Here is an 18,665-nt window from a genome sequence, read left to right as displayed (position 1 = left end):
CACACCGTGCGTTTCACCGGAACTTCCCCCAGTGGGGCTAATCAATACCCGCGCATCACGCAGCCTTCTGCTTGAGTTGCGAGGATATGAAATCGATTGACTGTCGGATCGCGCGGGCAGGGCGGGCGAGGCCTTGAACTTCTGGCGCGAAACATTCGAAAGAGAAGGCGCCGGTATATCCGGCGTCGAGAAGGGCCTGAATTTGGGTAATGTTATTCAGGCGGTCGCCACCACCGACCAAAATTCGGTGCTCGTCCTGCATGTGGTCATAAGGAATATTGGCCTCAACACCCGAGATGTGCACGATCCCGGTTTGCTTGGGAAAGAGTTGATCTTCACCGGCCAAGGCATGGTGAAAGGTGTCATGAACCAGCTTGATATGATCCTGAGCGCCTAAAGCGTCTACCGCTTGGACCAGCTCTGATTTCAGCCGTAGAGAAGACCTTGTGAATCCCAAAGGCTCTACCAAGGCCACCTGATTGGCATCTTGGAGAAAGGGCAGGCAGTTCTCCAAAGCTGTCTGCAAATCTTGAGATCGAGACTTTTCATCAGTACCTGAGCCGTCGTTGCAGGGGATCAGACTTATGGTTTCTGCTCCAACAGCCTCTGCAATTTCAATCAGCGCACGAACCTCTGTGGCAGTGTTTTCTGTCCACCGGTTGCAAGGGTAAACCTGTGACAATCCGAGGATTCGTAAGCCGTGATCTTTAGCACAGGAATAAGCCTCCTGCGGTCCTATACCGTCGAAAAAGGGGCGGCCCAAATCGTTGCGTAATTCTACGCCGATACAGCCCAATTCTTTTGCAACACACAAAAACTCATCGAATGTCGCATTCGGCATCGTGACTTGGTTCAATCCGAAATCGAGCATCGCTCCCCCTGACTGCAAATGAAACATTCGCAGTCTCCGACTCTGGTTTCGACACTAAACCTGCGGTCTGTGGAGGTTTGAGTCAACCATTTTTTGCAACCGGTTGCAGAAATTGAATGACTGAGGGCCACAGTTGTTTTAAAAAATGAATCCGACTTGAAGTTTTGGAGGCTTAAAAAATCTTTTGAAAAAGCATTTAGTTCAGGAAGCCTAAATTCTCGGGGATAGTGTCCAGGCGTAGAGGAGGGCAGTGTGAGTTTTCTGATTTGGCTCTTGGAAAAACCTTCGAGTAAAGGAAATGAAACTTCTGAATTTTGGCTTCTGATTAAAGCCTAGGCTGTGTTACGGTCCAATCTTAGGGATAGAGTTCGTGAACTGGGCGCGCAGTTAACGGTGGGGTGCGTAGCGCGAGATTCGTTTGAACCCCAAATTGACTATTTTTAAAGAATTGAATTGAACGGTTTAGTTCGCCTGAATAACCAATAATAAGTATTATGGTAAAAGTGGATGCAATATGACGCGATGAAAGCGTATAAATAAGAGAATTCCTGTAATCCTACTATTGTTAAACCTGTAACTAATTCGCTAGTTTGACGACCATCTAACATAATTTCTCTATTGATATGACGCGTACCCTCTCTTTTTGCCCTGAGGCGTATTTGTCCGGGCAGACTGGCGACTATGGACCAAATAACCAAATCCAGAATTATCAGTGACGGTCTATCTTTGAATGACGTCGAAGCCGTAATTTCAGCGCAGCACGTCGACGATCTGTGGCAGTTCTTGAGCAATTGGTTGAGCGAGTTTGGGTTCACACGCATCATCTATGGGAACACGCGATTTAACTCGATGAATTCGTTTGGTGACCCAAGCGACTTTATGATCCTAACGACTTTACCGTCGGATTATGTTCGTCAGTTCATCGAAGATCGTTTGTTCTTTAGCGGACCGATGCTGCTATGGGCAAAGGACAATGTTGGCGCCAAAAGCTGGTCGTTAATGGCCGAAATGCTTGACGGAAAAGAGCTTTCCTCGAGCGAGCGTAAGGTGCTGGAATTAAATCAAAAATTTAACCTGACTGCTGGTTATACGCTAAGCTTCGGTGGCGCGAGCAAGCGGCATAAGGCTGCCATGGGGCTGGCCACTGAATCCGACAAAGACCAAGATTATGTAGATGCCTTGTGGAGCGAACACGGGCGTAAAATCCTGGCCTTCTGCAATGTCGCGCACCTCAAGCTGATGGATCTGCCGTTCTCGAGCAAAGACCGGAATATGACCAGTCGGCAACGTGAAGTGCTGGAATGGGTTGGTGAAGGAAAAACGACTCAAGACATCGCGCAGATCCTTGAGTTGACACCAGCGACAGTTGAAAAGCACCTTCGTCGGGCCAGAGAGGTTCTGAACGTTGATACAACGGCGCAGGCTGTCTTGAAGGCTTCCCTCCATAACCAAATATATATTAAAAATAAGTAGTTAGACGATTTAGTTAAGTTATTATCTGGCGCCAATCTAGGTGGATACTAATTCACTTAACTTTCCCAAAAATTCTTTCTCTTGTCGGGTTTCCCTTACTTTCCCTTACGGAAGTATGCGTCTAATCTGGTTGTGTTCCGTGAGTGGTGGCAATTTAGCCATAGGAGCAGGAGAAGCAGACGTCGCGATTTCGACTGAACCTTTTCTGTCCGGGAAACCGGAAAGCTGGACGTGGGAATATTTGGCCTAGATCGTCTGGCCTGCGTGCGAGTTCAATCCCAATGAGTGCTGCACCAGCGGCGCGATCCTTCCCTGGATCGCGCCGTTTTGGGTTTTAAGGGGCACTGGTCATCACCTCCCCTGCCCCAATAAAAAGAAAACCCGGCGCGATGGCCGGGTTTTCGAAATTGTATGAAGACAGGATTAGCCCTGAACGGCTTTTGCAACTTCCGCTGCGAAGTCTTCTTCTTTTTTCTCGATGCCTTCGCCGACTTCAACGCGGGCGAAGCCGACGATTTCAACACCGGCTTCTTTGGCCGCTGCTTCAACGGTCAGGTCCGGGTTAATAACGAAGGCTTGGTTCAGCAGAGTGATCTCTGCGAGATACTTCTTCATGCGGCCTTCGATCATCTTCTCGATGACCTGCTCGGGCTTGCCCGATTCACGCGCGATGTCGATCTGGATCTGACGCTCTTTTTCAACAACGGCCGGGTCCAGGTCTTCTGCGGTCAGCGCTTGCGGGCGCGGGTCAGCAGCAGCAACGTGCATTGCAACCTGCTTGCCGAAGGCTTCGTTGTCGCCTTTCAGGGCAACCAGAACGCCAATTTTACCCATGTTGTCGCCGGCCGGGTTGTGAATGTAGGTCACAACCTGTTCACCCTCGACGGTGACCATGCGGCGCAGGCCCATGTTCTCACCGATGGTGGCGATTTTGTCGGTCAGAGTGTCGGCAACGGTCTTACCGCCCAGATCGGCAGCGGCCAGTGCTTCAACGTCAGCAACACCCAGAGCGGCGTTTGCGATACCTGCAACCATGCCCTGGAATTCTGCGTTTTTCGCAACGAAGTCGGTTTCCGAGTTCACTTCAACAGCAACGCCTTTGCCGCCGTCTACAGCAACAGCGACCAGACCTTCTGCAGCGGTACGGCCGGATTTCTTGGCGGCTTTCGCCAGACCTTTGGTGCGCAGCCAGTCAACCGCGGCTTCCATGTCGCCATTGGTTTCGGTCAGCGCTTTTTTCGCGTCCATCATGCCTGCGCCGGTGCTGTCGCGCAGCTCTTTCACCAGTTTTGCGGTGATTGCCATTTTGGCTCTCCTAGTATGTGGATTGATGTCCAGACGCGGGATTATCCACGTCTGGTATCAGTTGTGTGACAACGTGCCGGGGCTTACGCCTCTGCCGGTGCCTCTGCAGCTTCTTCAGCGATCGCTTCTTCGACGGTGCCTTCTTCCAGCGCGCCCAGGTCAACACCTGCCGCGTCCAGTTGAGCGCTCATACCGTCCAGAGCGGCGCGGCTGACCAGATCACAGTACAGCGAGATCGCGCGCGATGCGTCGTCGTTGCCCGGGATGATGTAGTCGATGCCGTCGGGCGAGCAGTTGGTGTCGACAACAGCTACAACCGGGATACCCAGTTTCTTGGCTTCTGCAATGGCCAGAGCTTCTTTTTTGACGTCAACAACGAACAGCAGGTCCGGAGTGCCGCCCATCTCGGCGATACCGCCAAGAGACGCTTGCAGTTTTGCCTGCTCACGTTCCATGCCCAGACGCTCTTTCTTGGTCAGGCCTTCTGCGCCCGATGCCATTTGCTCGTCGATGGACTTCAGACGCTGGATCGACTGGGAAACGGTTTTCCAGTTGGTCAGCGTGCCGCCCAGCCAGCGGTGGTTCATGTAGTACTGCGCGCATTTCTCTGCGGCTTCGGCGATCGGGCCTGCGGCCTGACGTTTGGTGCCGACGAACAGAACACGGCCGCCTTTGGCGACGGTTTCACGAACGACGTTCAGAGCAGCGTCCAGCATCGGGACGGTCTGGGTCAGGTCGAAGATGTGGATGCCGTTACGGTCGCCGTAGATGAACTCCTGCATACGCGGGTTCCAGCGTTGGGTTTGGTGACCGTAGTGAACGCCAGCTTCAAGCAGCTGACGCATGGTGAATTCAGGAAGCGCCATGTCCATATTCCTTTCCGGTTTGCGCCTAAGCGAGAGCATCAAAGGGCAGTTGCCCAACCGGTGGACCTTTGGGGATGTCTCTCCCATCGGCCCGACCCTCGCCTGTGAAGTGACGCGCACATACGGCATCGCGGAAACTAATGCAAGGGAATGTCGGGAAAATTGCTTCGTCCTGCATACAAGATGTTAATCTGCGTTAAACAAAAGGAGGTTTTCATGAATATTCCCGAGTTTATTTTGGCTCTGCCACAAGTGGATGTCCCTTTCGACCCTGAGGTCGTTGAGACCAGGGCAATCCAATCTGACCGTGGGTTGATGATGATGGTAATGGCGCACCAAGACTTTGAACTGCCAATGCATCACCACAAAGCCCAGTGGGGTACCGTTCTGGAAGGCGAATTAAATTTGACGATCGGCGATGAGACGCGAACCTACCTTCGTGGGGATAGCTACTCTATTCCGGACGGGGCGGTTCACGGAGGGAGTTTGAAAGCCGGCACCGTCGTGATTGATATATTTGAAGAGCCCGACCGATATCCGATCAAGTCTGACTAGCCACTTGCGCCGCCCTTTCTTTGAGATCAAAAGTCAGGGATGCAAACTTCTCAAGATATCCTCTGCATCGGTTCCGTACTTTGGGACATGGTTGGCCGTACCGATCGGCATATGAAATCCGGCGCGGATGTGCCCGGCCGGATTGAAACCCTGCCGGGTGGTGTGGCGTTGAATATTGCCATGACCCTGTCCGGCTTTGGTCTGCGCCCTGCCCTGCTTAGCGTCGTCGGTGACGATGCCGAGGGGCATGCTTTGGTTCAAAGATGCGTCAGCATGGGGCTGGTAACAGAATACCTTTACCGTTCGAAGGACCTGCCAACTGACCGTTATATGGCGATTGAGGGGGCGAATGGTCTTGTGGCTGCGATCGCGGATGCACATTCGCTAGAGGCTGCTGGCGACAAAATTTTATCCGCGCTTTCCGACGGGCGGCTTGGCTCGGCCGACGCCCCGTTCGAAGGTGTGGTCGCACTTGATGGCAACCTGACGACCGTGTTGCTGGCAGAGATCGCGCGCAGCCCGCTTTTTGCCAAGGCTGATCTGCGCATCGCCCCAGCCAGCCCCGGTAAGGCAGAGCGGTTGATGCCGTTGATCTCTCATCCCAACGCCACCTTCTATGTGAACCGGGAAGAGGCCAGCATTCTGTGCCAATCCAAGTTCGAAGATTCGGCCAGCGCCGCCAAGGGGTTGGTCGGGCGTGGGCTTGGTCGTGTTCTGGTCACCGATGGCGGCGATCCTGCCTCTGAAGGGACCCCAGATGGTGTCCGCTCGATGACGCCGCCACCTGTGCTTGTCACGCGTGTTACCGGCGCCGGAGACACCTTCATGGCCGCCCATATTGCCGCTGAGCTGCGCGGTGAAACGCCCGAAGCCGCTTTGCAAACCGCCCTGAATGCCGCCGCGGCCTATGTCTGTGGAGAGACCGAATGACCCTGCCCCTTATTTTTTCGCCCGAAGTGGCAGAGGCCAAACGAACCGGCGCGCCGATTGTCGCACTGGAAAGCACGATTATCACCCACGGGATGCCCTATCCGCAGAACCTAGAGACCGCGCGTCTGGTCGAACAACAGGTTCGCGATGCAGGTGCGGTACCAGCGACAATCGCCCTGATGGACGGTCAAATTCATGCAGGTCTGACCCCTGAGGCGTTAGAGAAACTCGCCCAATCCAACGGCGCGCACAAGGTCAGCCGCGCCGATATTGCCGTGTGTCTGGCCAAAGGCTGGACCGGGGCGACAACAGTTGCGGCAACGATGATTTGTGCAAACCTCGCAGGGATCGACGTGTTTGCGACCGGCGGGATCGGTGGTGTTCATCGCGGGGCTGAGGAAACCTTTGATATTTCCGCAGACCTGATGGAGCTGGCGCAAACTTCGGTGACCGTTGTTGCCGCTGGTGCAAAGGCCATTCTGGACCTGCCCAAAACTCTGGAAACCCTTGAAACCCAAGGCGTTCCGGTTCTGTGCTACCAAAGTGATGACTTCCCGGCTTTCTGGTCGCGGTCATCCGGCCTACCTGCCCCGCTGCGCGTTGATACCGCGTCGGAAATAGGTCAGGCACATCTGCTGCGCGGGCAGCTTGGTTTGCCCGGCGGGCAATTGGTGGGAAACCCAATACCCGAAACCGCTGAAATTCCGACAGAGACAATCAACCCGATCATTCAGGCAGCTCTATCCGAAGCCGAAGCCGCAGGCGTTTCCGCCAAAGAGGTGACACCCTTCCTGCTTGGGCGGATTTTTGAACTAACGGATGGGAAATCACTGGATGCAAACATCGCGCTGGTGCTGAACAACGCTCGTCTTGCCGCTGAAATAGCCACCAGCATCACAGCCTTGCGGGAAAAAGCGGACCAAAGCTGATCCAAGCTTGTAAGCAATTGATTTTCAACCTAAGTGAATCGTGAAATTCGGAATTCGCCATGTTTGAAGACAACGACCAAAATCACGAAGAGCATCCACCCAAAAAGCGTGGCACGCTATTTAGTGGGCTGCGCACCAGTTTCCTGACCGGTCTGGTTGTGATTGCGCCGATTGGACTGACGGTTTGGCTTTTCTGGACCCTGGTTGGCTGGGTCGACAACTTTGTTCTGCCCTTCATCCCCGATGGCTATCAGCCCGAAACACTCCTGAAAGACATTTTTGGCGAGGATACTGCGATCAACATTCGTGGTGTCGGCGTTGTGGTCTTCCTGCTGTTCACTGTCTTTGTCGGTTGGATCATGAAGGGGGTCATCGGGCGCTCTATCCTGAATTACGCCGAAGGGTTGGTTGAACAGCTTCCCGTGGTAAGATCGGTCTATAACGGTCTGAAACAATTGGCAGAAACGGTTTTCGCACAAAGCGAAACTTCGTTTGAAAAAGCCTGCCTGGTGGAATATCCGCGCCGTGGCATCTGGGCCGTGGCATTTGTTTCGACGACCACAAAGGGTGAGGTTGATGCCAAGATTCCGCGTGAAGAGCCCTTGCTAAGCGTCTTTCTACCCACCACGCCCAACCCGACTTCTGGTTTCCTTCTGTTTGTCCCGCGTGAGGACGTGATCATGCTGGATATGAAGGTCGAGGATGCAGCGAAACTGGTGATTTCTGCCGGTCTGGTCTATCCGAACGGCAAAGACGGGAAGAGCGGACAGAAAGTTGCCAAGAGCCTAGAAGAGCTTGCCGCTCAGATCACGCACAAGCCCTCAGGCGAATAGGTCGTGAATATCGACTGAATCCTGCCTGCCCAGATTCTGTACATCGTTGTTCAAAAAACCATCAGCCGCTTTGCGCCCAGCCTCTTTTAGGCGGTCCAGCATATAGGGGATCGGAACAAGTTTGGTGGCGACACTCAGGTCGTTCATCAGCTCGTCATCCGTGATCATATGAATCAGAACATTCTTCATAGAATTGTTCTCAATCTGCCCCTGCTCCAAAAGCCGTTTCACAAAGGAAATCGCGCGCAATTCTCGCAAGAGGGATGAGTTGAAGCTGATCTCATTGATCCGGTTTTGGATTTGCTGAGGCGTAACCGGCAATTGCTCGCGGTACAGCGGGTTGATGTTCACAATGACAATGTCCTGCGGCAGGTCCGGTTCGAACAAAGGAAATAAGGCCGGATTGCCGGTGTAGCCACCGTCCCAATAGGCCTCGGTCGTGCCGGTATCGGGATCTTGGATCTCGACCGCCTGAAACAGCGATGGCAGGCAGGCCGAAGCAAGGATTGAATCAACCGTCAAACGCTCGTGGTCAAAGACCTTGATCTTACCGGTGCGAACATTCGTGGCGCAGATGCAGAAGCGCGGGCCCTCATCATGGATCAGCTCTTCACACACAAGGCCTTCGACGATTCTGCGAAGAGGGTTTTCGTAGAATGGCCCCCAGCTATAGGGGCTGACGCTGCGCGACAGGAAATCCCCCCACTGAAACAGCGGAGATGTTTCCAAAGCGTTGGCCACGGCCGACGTGTGGGGCGTCACCATTCGCAGGTAGCGCGATACATGAGGATCACTGTTCGCCCCAATCTGATGCCAAAGCGAATCCAGCTTGTCTTGGGCGGTCTGTTTGCTGCCCAATGCCAAGCCGGCCTTTACCGCAGCGCCATTCAGCGCCCCGGCAGAGGTGCAGGACATTGCGGCGATTTCGACCTCATCGCTTTCCAGCAGTCGGTCCAGCACTCCCCAGGTAAAGGCGCCATGCGCGCCCCCACCCTGCAAGGCCAGATTGATAGGCTTGGGCGCCATAAGTTAGAGTGCGGTCCAACCACCGTCCACACTGATCGTCGTGCCCGTGATCTGGGCCGCGGCGTCGCTGGACAAGAACAAGGCCGTGCCGCCCAACTGTTCGACAGTCGCGAAATCCTTGGACGGCTGTCGGGTCAGCATCACGTTCTTGATCACCTCTTCCCGGTCCATCCCGTATTCCTTCATCGTGTCGGGGATCTGCGCCTCGACCAGCGGTGTCAGGACGTAACCCGGGCAAATGGCGTTACAGGTAATCGGCTCTTCTGCGGTCTCCAGCGCGGTGACTTTGGTCAGGCCGACCACACCGTGTTTCGCCGCAACATATGCCGATTTGAACGGCGACGCAGTTAGGCCATGCGCCGAGGCAATGTTGATGACACGGCCCCAGCCCCGCTCACGCATATGCGGCAGTGCGGCAGCAGTCGTGTGGAAGGCAGAGTTCAGGTTGATTGCGATGATCGCGTCCCATTTTTCGGTCGGGAAATCCTGGATCGGAGCGACGTGCTGGATACCGGCATTATTTACAAGGATATCGCAGCCACCGGCGATTTCGATCAGGCCTCGGCATTCTTCTGCTTTGGACATGTCGGCCTTGATGTACTGAACATGCGTGCCGTGCTCTTCACTTAGCTTTGCGGCCAAAGCGTGGTCTTCGTCATTATTGGTGAAAGAGTTCAGGACAACATTCAGTCCAGCCTTCGCAAATTCAATTGCCACGCCAAGCCCGATTCCCGAATTCGACCCGGTGACAATGGCGGTTTTACCTTGCAGCGACATGAACGTTCCTCCGTCTCTAATTTTGGTGAGGGAACCATAATTGCTGCGGGCGCGAAGTGAACCGTTTTCGACCATTCAGGACAAAAAAAACGCCCGCACGAAGCGGGCGTTAAGTTATTGAGGCAGGTTTCATACAGGCAAGAAACCTATCGAGCAGTGCGATCTTTATACTCAAATCTTCGCCTTCCTCCAAGTTAAAAGTTTGAAATGGCTGGCTTAGCTGGCTAATGCTTAGACCAAAGAAACAAAGGGTGGTCAGGCATTGTTTACGGAATCGAGAAAATTCATCACCGCATCGGTCTGGGTTGCAGCAGCAGCATTTACTGGTTTCAGCGCGGAAAAAGCGGTCTCCGAATCATCGCACGGAATCGCGATGTACGGCGAACCTGCGTTAGGTCCGGATTTCAAAGCTTTACCCTATGCCAATCCTGACGCGCCCAAGGGCGGGCGGATCGTAACCGGCGAAGTCGGCAGCTTTGACAGCCTGAACCCCCACATTCGCAAGGGACGTGTTCCGTGGCAGTTGCGCTTTATCGCCTACGAAAGCCTGATGGGGCGCAGCTATGATGAACCGTTTGCGCTGTACGGTCTTCTGGCCGAAAGCATCGAGACGGGTCCGAACCGCGAATGGGTGGAATTCACCCTGCGCCCCGAGGCACGTTTTTCAGACGGCAGCCCGGTCACGGTCGAGGACGTTCTTTGGTCCTATGAAACTCTCGGTACAATAGGTCACCCGCGTTATCACGGTCTGTGGGACAAGGTAGAAACCGCCGAACAAACCGGCGACCGCTCTGTCCGTTTCACCTTCAACGTCGAAGACCGAGAGCTTGCGCTGATCATCGGCATGCGTCCGATCATGAAGAAAGCGCAATGGGAAGGCAAAGATTTTGCCGACAGTGGTCTGGATGAGGTCCCGATCGGCACGGCACCCTATGTCATCGGTGATTTTGAAGCGGGCCGTTTCGTTTCGATGAAACGGAACCCCGATTACTGGGGCAATGACCTGCCTTTCCGCCGTGGGACGAACAACCTTGATGAAGTGCGTTATGAATTCTACGCCGACGAGAATGCCATGTTCGAAGCGTTCAAAGCTGGCGTTATGAATTCGAACCGGGAAACCTCGGCTGCGAAATGGGAAGGCCAGTATGACTTCCCCGCGATGAATGACGGGAAGATGGTCAAGTCCGAGATCCCGCATCAACGCCCGACGGGCATTGTTGGTTACGTGATGAACACACGAAACCCTCTGTTTGCGGATTGGCGCGTACGAAGTGCACTTATTCATGCGTTCAACTTCGAATTCATCAACGCGACTTTGAACGGCGGAGAGCTGCCGCGGATCACATCGTATTTTTCGAACTCGGTTCTGGGAATGTCCCAAGGGCCTGCAGAGGGCCGCGTGAAAGACCTGTTGGAACCCTTCGCAGATGAACTGCTGCCCGGTGCTTTAGAAGGCTACGCGCCGCCTGCCTCTGACGGCAAGGAAGCCAACCGTGGCAATATTCGTAAGGCTCTGGCACTTCTGGAAGAAGCTGGCTGGTCGGTTGGATCGGATGGCGTTTTGCGGAATGCGGAAGGCAAAGACTTCAGCTTCAAGGTGCTCTTGAAACAGGGTGATACAGCCCGTCAGCAGACCATTGATATCTACCTCGAGGCGCTGAAACGAATTGGTATCTTTGCCGAAGTCGAAACCGTGGACAACGCTCAGTACAACGAACGGACGCAGGACTATAGCTTTGACATGACCTACTACCGTCGTGGCATGTCCCTGAGCCCGGGCAATGAACAATATCTGTATTGGGGTGCGGACGGCGTGTCGAAGCCCGGCACGCGCAATTGGATGGGTGTGAACTCTCCGGCTGCTGAAGCGATGATCAACGCGATGCTGAACGCCCCAGATCAGACGGACTTCATTGCCGCCACCCGCGCGCTGGACCGCATCCTGACGTCGGGCCGCTATGTGATCCCGATTTGGTATGATCCGGTATCGCGCATTGCCCATGACGCGGGTTTGAAATATCCCGAACACCTGCCGATCTATGGCGACTGGTTGGGGTTCCAGCCGGACGTCTGGTGGTTTGAAGAATAAGAGGACAGCCCAATGCTTCGTATCCTAACCCTGACCGCTCTTGCCCTGACGCTTGCCGGATGTGCGACCGTTGAAGGTATGGGCGAGGATATCTCGGCTGGCGCGCGAAAGGTTCGCAACGTCCTTTAAGGCTTTGTGCGCTGATGCAGGGCTCGCGGCACTTGCACGCGATGCCCTGCAGGCGTAGCAGTCGGGTATGTTATCAATAACCTCACCCGTCGCTCATCCCCCCTGCCCGTCACCGTTCAATCTGGCAGAATATGTTCTGCATGCTGGCCGTCAGACCCCTGACAAGCTTGCGCTGGCCATCGTATCGCCGACCGGCGCAGAACGGTGGAGCTTTGAGCGGCTCAGCACCGCTGTTGAGGGCGTGGCCGCTGGATTGCGGGACAAGGGTCTACCCGCTGGAGCGCGCATTCTTCTTCGACTGGGCAATACTGTAGATTTCCCAATCGCCTTTCTTGGCGCGATTGCAGCGGGGTTGGTCCCGGTTCCGACCTCTGCCCAGTTAACCGGACCCGAGATCACGAAGATTGCTGACCAGGTCAAACCTAGCTTGGTCATCGCAAGCGACGGGATCGCGCTGCCCGACGGAAACACTCCGATCCTGACGACAAAAGATCTGGAGGGCATGTTCGAGCTTCCGTCCGCCGGGTTTGAGATGGGGGACCCAGAGCGCCCGGCCTATATTGTTTTCACCTCTGGCAGTTCGGGACAGCCCCGCGGCGTGATCCATGCGCACCGGACGATCTGGGCGCGACGGATGATGTGGGACGGCTGGTATGGACTTCTGGCATCTGACCGCGTGTTGCACGCAGGGGCGTTCAATTGGACCTATACCCTTGGCACCGGTCTGCTTGATCCCTGGTCTCGTGGTGCGACGTCCTTGATCCCGGCCACCGGTGTTGACCCACAGGCCCTGCCCCTGTTGCTGAAGCGCTTCGATGCGACGATTTTTGCCGCCGCCCCCGGTGTCTATCGGCAGGTTTTGAAAAACGGCATTCCCATTTCGTTGCCGAAGCTACGACATGGGCTTTCTGCCGGGGAAAAACTGCCCCATGCCACGGCCGTTGCTTGGACGGAAGCAACTGGCAAGCAGGTGTTCGAGGCGCTTGGAATGTCGGAATGCTCGACCTTCATTTCAGGGTCTCCGTCGCGCCCCGCCCCAGAGCTTGCATCGGGTTACCCGCAAGAAGGCCGGAAGATCGCGGTTTTGGATGACAATAACGAAGCCGTTCCAACCAATACCCCGGGCAACCTTGCGATCCATCGAAGTGATCCGGGGTTGATGCTTGGGTACTTGGACGGTGGCACCGACAAGTTCACCGGAAATTGGTTTGTCACTGGAGATACGGTCCAGATGGCCGACGACTATGCAGTGTCCTATCTGGGCCGCGATGACGATCAAATGAACGCCGGCGGCTTCCGTGTCTCGCCGATCGAGGTCGAGCAGACGCTTGGCAAGCACTCGGCGATCGCAGAGGTCGCTGTGACCGAGGTTCAGGTAAAGGCCGATGCCTCTGTCATTGCGGCCTTTTACACCGGCGAGGAACAGGACTCAGCAACCTTGGCAGATTACGCCGCAGGGGTTCTGGCCCGATACAAACAACCCCGCATATTCATACATGTCCCAAGCCTGCCCAAAGGTGGCAATGGCAAAATCAACCGACGCCAGTTGCGTCAGGAATACGAGGCTAACCTTGGTCAAGCTTGATATCCTATCCGACCCGATTTGCCCGTGGTGCTATATCGGTAAAACACTGTTGTTCCGCGCCTTGGAACAACAGCCCGACCACCCGTTCACCATCGAATGGCATCCCTTCCAGCTGAACCCCGATATGCCAAAAGAGGGCATGGATCGGCGTGAATACCTAGAGCTGAAGTTCGGTGGCAAGGAAGGCGCTATTTCGGTCTATTCCAAGATTGCAGAACATGCCGAGGCAGCTGGTCTGAACCTTGATTTCGGTGCGATCAAACGGACGCCGAACTCTTTGGATGCTCATCGACTGATCCATTGGGCCGGGCTGGAGGGTAAGCAAACCCCCGTGGTCCACAAACTGTTCAAAGCCTATTTCGAAGAGGGAAAGGACATCGGTGACCACGACGTTCTTGTCCAAATTGCCGAACAGGCAGACATGGACGGCGCCCTGATCCGCCGTCTACTTGAAGGCGACGCCGATGCAGAAGACATCATTGCACGGGATCGCAATGCGCGTGCCAAAGGCGTAACTGGTGTTCCCTGCTTTATCGTCGCAAATCAACACGCGCTGCCAGGCGCACAGCCTGTGGATCTGTGGTTGAAGGTGATCGATGAGATCAAAGCGCAGCTGGACGCTCCATCAGCATGACAAAGCCCTTCATCGGCCGAACTGAATTCATCGCTTTGACCGCGATGCTTTTCGCGACGATTGCCTTTTCGGTCGATGCAATGCTTCCCGCCCTGCCCGAAATCGGACAGGCCCTAAGCCCGGAAGACATAAACCGTGCGCAACTGGTCATCACCAGCTTTGTTCTGGGGATGGGGGTCGGCACGTTTATCGTTGGCCCGCTTACAGATGCCTTTGGCCGCCGATCGGTTGCATTGGTCAGCATTGGGCTTTTTATCTTCGGATCGGTGATTGGAGGCCTTGCTCAGTCACTGGAAATGCTTCTTCTGGCGCGCTTCATTCAAGGCGCGGGCGCTGCTGGTCCCAGGGTTGTCTGTGTGGCCATCGTGCGTGACCTGTACGAAGGGCGTCAAATGGCCAGCATCATGTCCTTCGTCATGATGGTTTTCACGCTTGTCCCTGCAATGGCCCCGACGCTTGGCGCCGCGATCATCTCGGTCAGTGGCTGGCGCATGATCTTTGTAAGCTTCATGGTTTTCGCGTTGGTCTCTGCCATCTGGTTTGCCATGAGGATGGCGGAAACCCACCCGAAAGAGGCCCGTCGCCCAATCAGTTCACGAAACCTTTGGTCTGCCGTGAAAGAGGTATTCGCAGCCCCCATGACGCGCCTGTCGATCATCGCCCAGACCATGTGCATGGGCGCCCTGTTCGCGACGATCAGTTCGACCCAACAGATTATCGATACGACGTACGGGCAAGGCGAACACTTTCACCTTTGGTTCGGGCTTGTGGCATTGATGGTCGCTCCCGTGAACCTAATTAACGCACGACTTGTCCTTCGTTTGGGGATGCGTCGAATGGTGACCTTTGCGGTTCTTCTGCAAGTGGTGATGTCCCTGATCAGCATTCTGATCCTGTTGGCGGGCGGCTTGGGCCATCCCCTTGGGTTTGCACATTACATCATCTGGAAAATCACGATTTTCGCCATGGTCGGCCTGACATTGGGCAACCTGACAGCACTCGCGATGGAGCCGCTTGGACATATCGCGGGGCTCGCCGGCTCTGTCATCGGGGCGGTTTCGACGGTTCTGTCGGTTCTTATCGCCGTCCCGGTTGGGCTGGCCTACAACGGAACCGCGCTTCCCTTGGCGATCGGCGTGTTCCTGTGTGCCTTGATCGCACTGGTCACCGTGCGCCGAATGGCGAAGCTTGAGCGCGTGGTCGTGAGACCCGGCGACGTTTAGACCTTCGTCGCCTTTGCCAGATCCTGCGCGATCGAGAAGGCACCTTTGATTTTTTCGCTGGTCTTCTTCCAATCTCGGCGGACGATAATCTTATTGTCCTTGACCTTGGCCTGCCCGCGTTCGGCTTCCATGAACTGAACAAGCCCCTTGGGTGAGGCGAATTTGTCGTTGTGGAACTGAATGGTCGCGCCCTTGGGCCCTGCGTCAAGCTTGGCAATACCCGCGCGCTTACACATGGCCTTGATCCGGACCACCAGCATCAGCGTGTTGACCTCTTTCGGCAGCTTGCCGAACCGGTCGATCAACTCGGCGGCAAAGCCTTCAAGTTCCACCTTTGTGGTCAGGTTGGACAAGCGGCGATAAAGGCCAAGGCGTACATCCAGATCGGGTACATAGTCTTCTGGGATCAGAACCGGGACGCCAAGATTAATCTGCGGCGCCCATTGGTCATCTTGGTCGGTCAAGCCTTCCATCTGACCCGAACGGATCTTGGCAATCGCCTCTTCCAGCATCGATTGATACAGTTCGAACCCTACCTCGCGGACGTGGCCTGATTGTTCTTCACCCACAAGGTTGCCCGCCCCACGGATATCAAGGTCTTGGCTGGCCAGTGTGAAGCCTGCACCAAGGTTGTCGAGGCTTCCCAGAACCTTCAGGCGTTTCTGTGCCTGTGGCGTCAGCGGCTTGCGGGGTTTCGTGGTCATGTAGGCATAGGCACGGGTCTTCGACCGGCCCACCCTGCCCCGGATTTGGTACAGCTGCGCCAGACCGAACATATCGGCACGGTGCACGATCAATGTGTTGGCGGTTGGGATATCCAATCCGCTTTCCACGATCGTGGTGGCCAGCAAGACGTCGTATTTCCCGTCGTAGAAGGCGTTCATCCGGTCATCCAGATCGCCCGCCGCCATCTGGCCGTTCGCCACGACATAGCTGACTTCGGGCACCTGTTCTTTCAGGAACTCTTCGATCTCGGCAAGATCGTTGATACGGGGCACCACATAGAAGCTTTGACCTCCGCGATAGTGTTCGCGCAGAAGCGCCTCGCGGACGGTGACGGGGTCGAATTCTGACACGTAGGTCCGGATCGCAAGCCGGTCGACCGGCGGTGTGCCGATGATCGACAGGTCCCGGACACCGGTAAGCGACATCTGCAAGGTTCGCGGGATCGGCGTGGCGGTCATGGTCAGGACGTGAATGTCCGAGCGCAGCTCTTTCAGGCGTTCCTTGTGGTTCACACCAAAGTGCTGTTCCTCGTCAATTATCAGCAGTCCAAGGTTCTGAAACTTGATGTTCTTGGCCAACAGGGCATGGGTGCCAATGACGATATCAACCGTGCCATCCGCCATGCCCGTGCGGGTCAGAGACGCTTCTTTGGCCGAGACAAACCGGGACAGTTGACGAACCTGAACCGGGAAGCCCCGGAACCGTTCGGCAAAGGCCTTGGCGTGTTGGCGGGCCAGCAGTGTTGTGGGGGCAATCAGGGCCACCTGCACGCCCGACATGGCGGCCACAAACGCTGCCCGCATGGCGACTTCTGTTTTGCCAAAACCCACGTCGCCGCAAACAAGGCGATCCATCGGAGACCCTTGCGCCAAATCGGCAAGAACGTCTTCGATGGCGCTTAGCTGGTCCTCGGTCTCTTGATATGGGAAACGCGCGCTGAACTCTTCCCACATCGAAGGGTTCACCTCTAGGATCGGTGCCTTGCGCAGGGTCCGTTCGGCTGCAATGCGGATCAGCTTGTCAGCGATCTTGCGGATACGCTCTTTCAGCTTGGCCTTCTTGGCCTGCCAAGCGCCGCCGCCAAGCTTGTCCAGCAACCCTTCTTCATGGCCATAGCGGCTGAGGAGTTCGATGTTCACCACTGGTAGGAACAGGCGGTCGCCGCCCGCATACTCCAGCGAGAGGCATTCATGCGGCGCGCCCGCAGCCGTAATGGTTTCCAAACCGGTGTAGCGCCCTACCCCGTGTTCGACATGCACGACCAGATCGCCTGGATGCAGCGATTGCGCCTCGGTCAGGAAGTTTTCGGCCTTGCGACGTTTCTTGGGCGCCCGGATCAGGCGGTCACCCAGAACGTCCTGTTCCGAGATGACCGTCAGGTCAGGTGCCTCAAACCCGTGTTCCAGCGCCCAAACGGTCAGATAGACGCCGCGACTGGTAACCTGTCGGATATCCTTGATAAGGACCGCCTGTGTCAGCCCCTCATCGGCCAGAAGTCCCTCCAGTCGTTCCCGCGCACCTTCGGAATAGGATGCGACGACCACGGGTCCTTCGGAATGGCGATTTTCGATATGCTGTGCCAGAGCTTCAAACAGGCTGACGTCTTCGAGTTTCCGTTCAGGAGAGAAGTTGCGGCCAATACGACCACCAGCGTCGATCACGCCCGGGCCAGTTCCTTTGGGCAGCGCGTGGAATTGCAGCAAGCGCAACCCGCCGGTCGCCTCTGCCCACGCGGTATCATCCAAATACAGCTGTTCCGGCGGGCACGGCTTATAGACCGAGCCCATCTTGTTTTTCTGCTGAAGCGCGAACTGGCGCGTTTCGTACTGATCCTTAATTCCGTCCCACCGCGACAAACGCATCGGGGTGATTTGCTCGTCTAGCGAAAAACTGGCGTCGGGCAGATAGTCGAAAAGGGTTTCAAGCCGCTCGTGAAAGAACGGCAGCCAGTGCTCCATTCCCTGATGCTTGCGGCCAGCGCTGACGGCCTCGTACAGCGGATCGTCGGACCCTGCTGCACCGAATTCGACGCGATAGTTCTGACGGAAGCGCGTGATGGACGCCTCATCCAGGATAACCTCTGACACTGGGGCAAGATCCACATATGTCAGTTTTTCGGTGGTCATCTGGGTGGCCGGGTCAAACCGTCGCGCGCCATCAAGGACGTCGCCAAACAGGTCCAGTCTTACAGGGCCACTTTGGCCGGGTGGGAAGATATCAATGATCCCGCCACGCACGGCATAGTCGCCGGGCTCTGTCACTGTGGGGGCCTGCACAAAACCCATATTGGTCAGGAAAGTCCGCAACGCAGGCTCGTCGATCCGCTGATCAACCCGCGCCGAAAACGCCGCTTTCTTCAACAAGTCGCGCGCAGGAACGCGCTGCATGGCAGAGCTGAGCGTTGTCAGCAGGACGAATTGCCCCGGAACGCCTTGTGCCAATGCGGCAAGGGTGGCCATCCTGCGGGCCGAAACCTCGGCATTCGGGGACACGCGGTCATAGGGAAGACAGTCCCACCCCGGCAGTTCCAGAACAACAGCCTCGGGTGCGAAGAACGCCAATGCCGCCTTCATCGCGGCCATGCGTTTGTCGTCACCCGCGATATGAACAACCGCAGGCGCGCCCTTTTCCAACTCACGAGCGATCAGACGAGCGTCAAAGCCCTCTGGTGCTCCACCGACGGTGATGTGATCTGCGCGTGTCATAGGGGCGTG

The 18,665-nt window shown here is 55.8% G+C and carries 16 protein-coding genes; 10 read left to right on the top strand and 6 right to left on the bottom strand.

Annotation, left to right across the window (positions count from 1 at the left end):
- Nucleotides 1-55: 55 nt before the first annotated feature.
- Nucleotides 56-898 carry a TIM barrel protein gene (locus tag CLM58_RS13025; RefSeq protein WP_229666100.1) on the bottom strand — a complete coding sequence of 281 codons (843 nt, stop codon included), beginning with the start codon at nucleotides 896-898 and terminating at the stop codon, nucleotides 56-58.
- A 654-nt stretch (nucleotides 899-1,552) separates the two neighbouring features.
- Here CLM58_RS13025 and CLM58_RS13020 point away from each other — a divergent pair.
- Nucleotides 1,553-2,344, top strand: coding sequence for a helix-turn-helix transcriptional regulator (locus tag CLM58_RS13020; protein WP_095596333.1), 792 nt, complete (start codon nucleotides 1,553-1,555; stop codon nucleotides 2,342-2,344).
- A gap of 423 nt (nucleotides 2,345-2,767) precedes the next feature.
- On the opposite strand, the gene tsf is transcribed toward CLM58_RS13020, so the two are convergent.
- Together tsf and rpsB are read right to left on the bottom strand one after the other, a co-directional pair.
- Nucleotides 2,768-3,649 carry a translation elongation factor Ts gene (tsf, locus tag CLM58_RS13015; protein WP_095596332.1) on the bottom strand — a complete coding sequence of 294 codons (882 nt, stop codon included), beginning with the start codon at nucleotides 3,647-3,649 and terminating at the stop codon, nucleotides 2,768-2,770.
- Between the two features lie 83 nt (nucleotides 3,650-3,732).
- Nucleotides 3,733-4,515: a 30S ribosomal protein S2 gene (gene rpsB, locus CLM58_RS13010; RefSeq protein ID WP_095597100.1), complete on the bottom strand. Its 783-nt coding sequence runs from the start codon at nucleotides 4,513-4,515 to the stop codon at nucleotides 3,733-3,735.
- A 216-nt stretch (nucleotides 4,516-4,731) separates the two neighbouring features.
- On the opposite strand from rpsB, the gene CLM58_RS13005 reads away from it, so the two are divergent.
- The 4 genes from CLM58_RS13005 to CLM58_RS12990 are packed head-to-tail and all read left to right on the top strand — an operon-like array spanning nucleotide 4,732 to nucleotide 7,762.
- The gene (locus tag CLM58_RS13005) at nucleotides 4,732-5,070 is read left to right on the top strand and encodes a cupin domain-containing protein (RefSeq protein ID WP_095597099.1); all 339 of its coding nucleotides are present in this window, start codon (nucleotides 4,732-4,734) and stop codon (nucleotides 5,068-5,070) included.
- A 39-nt stretch (nucleotides 5,071-5,109) separates the two neighbouring features.
- Complete coding sequence (locus CLM58_RS13000; protein ID WP_095596331.1) at nucleotides 5,110-6,000, top strand: PfkB family carbohydrate kinase; 891 nt, start codon at nucleotides 5,110-5,112, stop codon at nucleotides 5,998-6,000.
- On the top strand, nucleotides 5,997-6,929 hold the full coding sequence (locus CLM58_RS12995; RefSeq protein ID WP_095596330.1) for a pseudouridine-5'-phosphate glycosidase: 933 nt from the start codon (nucleotides 5,997-5,999) through the stop codon (nucleotides 6,927-6,929). Before CLM58_RS13000 ends, CLM58_RS12995 begins: the two co-directional genes overlap by 4 nt.
- 59 nt (nucleotides 6,930-6,988) lie before the next feature.
- Nucleotides 6,989-7,762, top strand: coding sequence for a DUF502 domain-containing protein (locus CLM58_RS12990; protein WP_095596329.1), 774 nt, complete (start codon nucleotides 6,989-6,991; stop codon nucleotides 7,760-7,762).
- Here CLM58_RS12990 and CLM58_RS12985 read toward each other — a convergent pair.
- Together CLM58_RS12985 and CLM58_RS12980 are read right to left on the bottom strand one after the other, a co-directional pair.
- A complete protein-coding gene (locus CLM58_RS12985; protein ID WP_095596328.1) occupies nucleotides 7,751-8,788 on the bottom strand; it encodes a patatin-like phospholipase family protein in 1,038 nt (345 codons plus the stop codon). The two genes, CLM58_RS12990 and CLM58_RS12985, sit on opposite strands and share 12 nt — an antisense overlap.
- Nucleotides 8,789-8,791: 3 nt before the next feature.
- The gene (locus tag CLM58_RS12980; RefSeq protein ID WP_095596327.1) at nucleotides 8,792-9,565 is read right to left on the bottom strand and encodes a 3-hydroxybutyrate dehydrogenase; all 774 of its coding nucleotides are present in this window, start codon (nucleotides 9,563-9,565) and stop codon (nucleotides 8,792-8,794) included.
- Nucleotides 9,566-9,938: 373 nt separating this feature from the next.
- Between CLM58_RS12980 and CLM58_RS12975 the strand changes: the two genes are divergently transcribed.
- The 5 genes from CLM58_RS12975 (at nucleotide 9,939) to CLM58_RS12955 (ending at nucleotide 15,225) form a co-directional block, all read left to right on the top strand.
- The gene (locus CLM58_RS12975; RefSeq protein ID WP_095596326.1) at nucleotides 9,939-11,654 is read left to right on the top strand and encodes an extracellular solute-binding protein; all 1,716 of its coding nucleotides are present in this window, start codon (nucleotides 9,939-9,941) and stop codon (nucleotides 11,652-11,654) included.
- 12 nt (nucleotides 11,655-11,666) lie between these two features.
- The gene (locus CLM58_RS12970) at nucleotides 11,667-11,783 is read left to right on the top strand and encodes an entericidin EcnA/B family protein (RefSeq protein ID WP_095596325.1); all 117 of its coding nucleotides are present in this window, start codon (nucleotides 11,667-11,669) and stop codon (nucleotides 11,781-11,783) included.
- A gap of 67 nt (nucleotides 11,784-11,850) precedes the next feature.
- Nucleotides 11,851-13,368: a class I adenylate-forming enzyme family protein gene (locus CLM58_RS12965; protein ID WP_095596324.1), complete on the top strand. Its 1,518-nt coding sequence runs from the start codon at nucleotides 11,851-11,853 to the stop codon at nucleotides 13,366-13,368.
- Nucleotides 13,355-14,002, top strand: a complete 648-nt coding sequence (locus CLM58_RS12960) for a DsbA family oxidoreductase (RefSeq protein ID WP_229666101.1) — start codon at nucleotides 13,355-13,357, stop codon at nucleotides 14,000-14,002. Before CLM58_RS12965 ends, CLM58_RS12960 begins: the two co-directional genes overlap by 14 nt.
- Nucleotides 13,999-15,225, top strand: coding sequence for a multidrug effflux MFS transporter (locus tag CLM58_RS12955; RefSeq protein ID WP_095596322.1), 1,227 nt, complete (start codon nucleotides 13,999-14,001; stop codon nucleotides 15,223-15,225). The genes CLM58_RS12960 and CLM58_RS12955 overlap by 4 nt, the downstream gene beginning before the upstream one ends.
- On the opposite strand, the gene mfd is transcribed toward CLM58_RS12955, so the two are convergent.
- Nucleotides 15,222-18,656 carry a transcription-repair coupling factor gene (mfd, locus tag CLM58_RS12950; protein ID WP_095596321.1) on the bottom strand — a complete coding sequence of 1,145 codons (3,435 nt, stop codon included), beginning with the start codon at nucleotides 18,654-18,656 and terminating at the stop codon, nucleotides 15,222-15,224. The genes CLM58_RS12955 and mfd overlap by 4 nt on opposite strands.
- Nucleotides 18,657-18,665: the final 9 nt, after the last annotated feature.

Origin of the sequence: Actibacterium pelagium (assembly GCF_002285415.1) — a bacterium.
Lineage (GTDB): Bacteria > Pseudomonadota > Alphaproteobacteria > Rhodobacterales > Rhodobacteraceae > Actibacterium_B > Actibacterium_B pelagium.
This window is presented reverse-complemented; position numbering and strand designations above follow the sequence as displayed.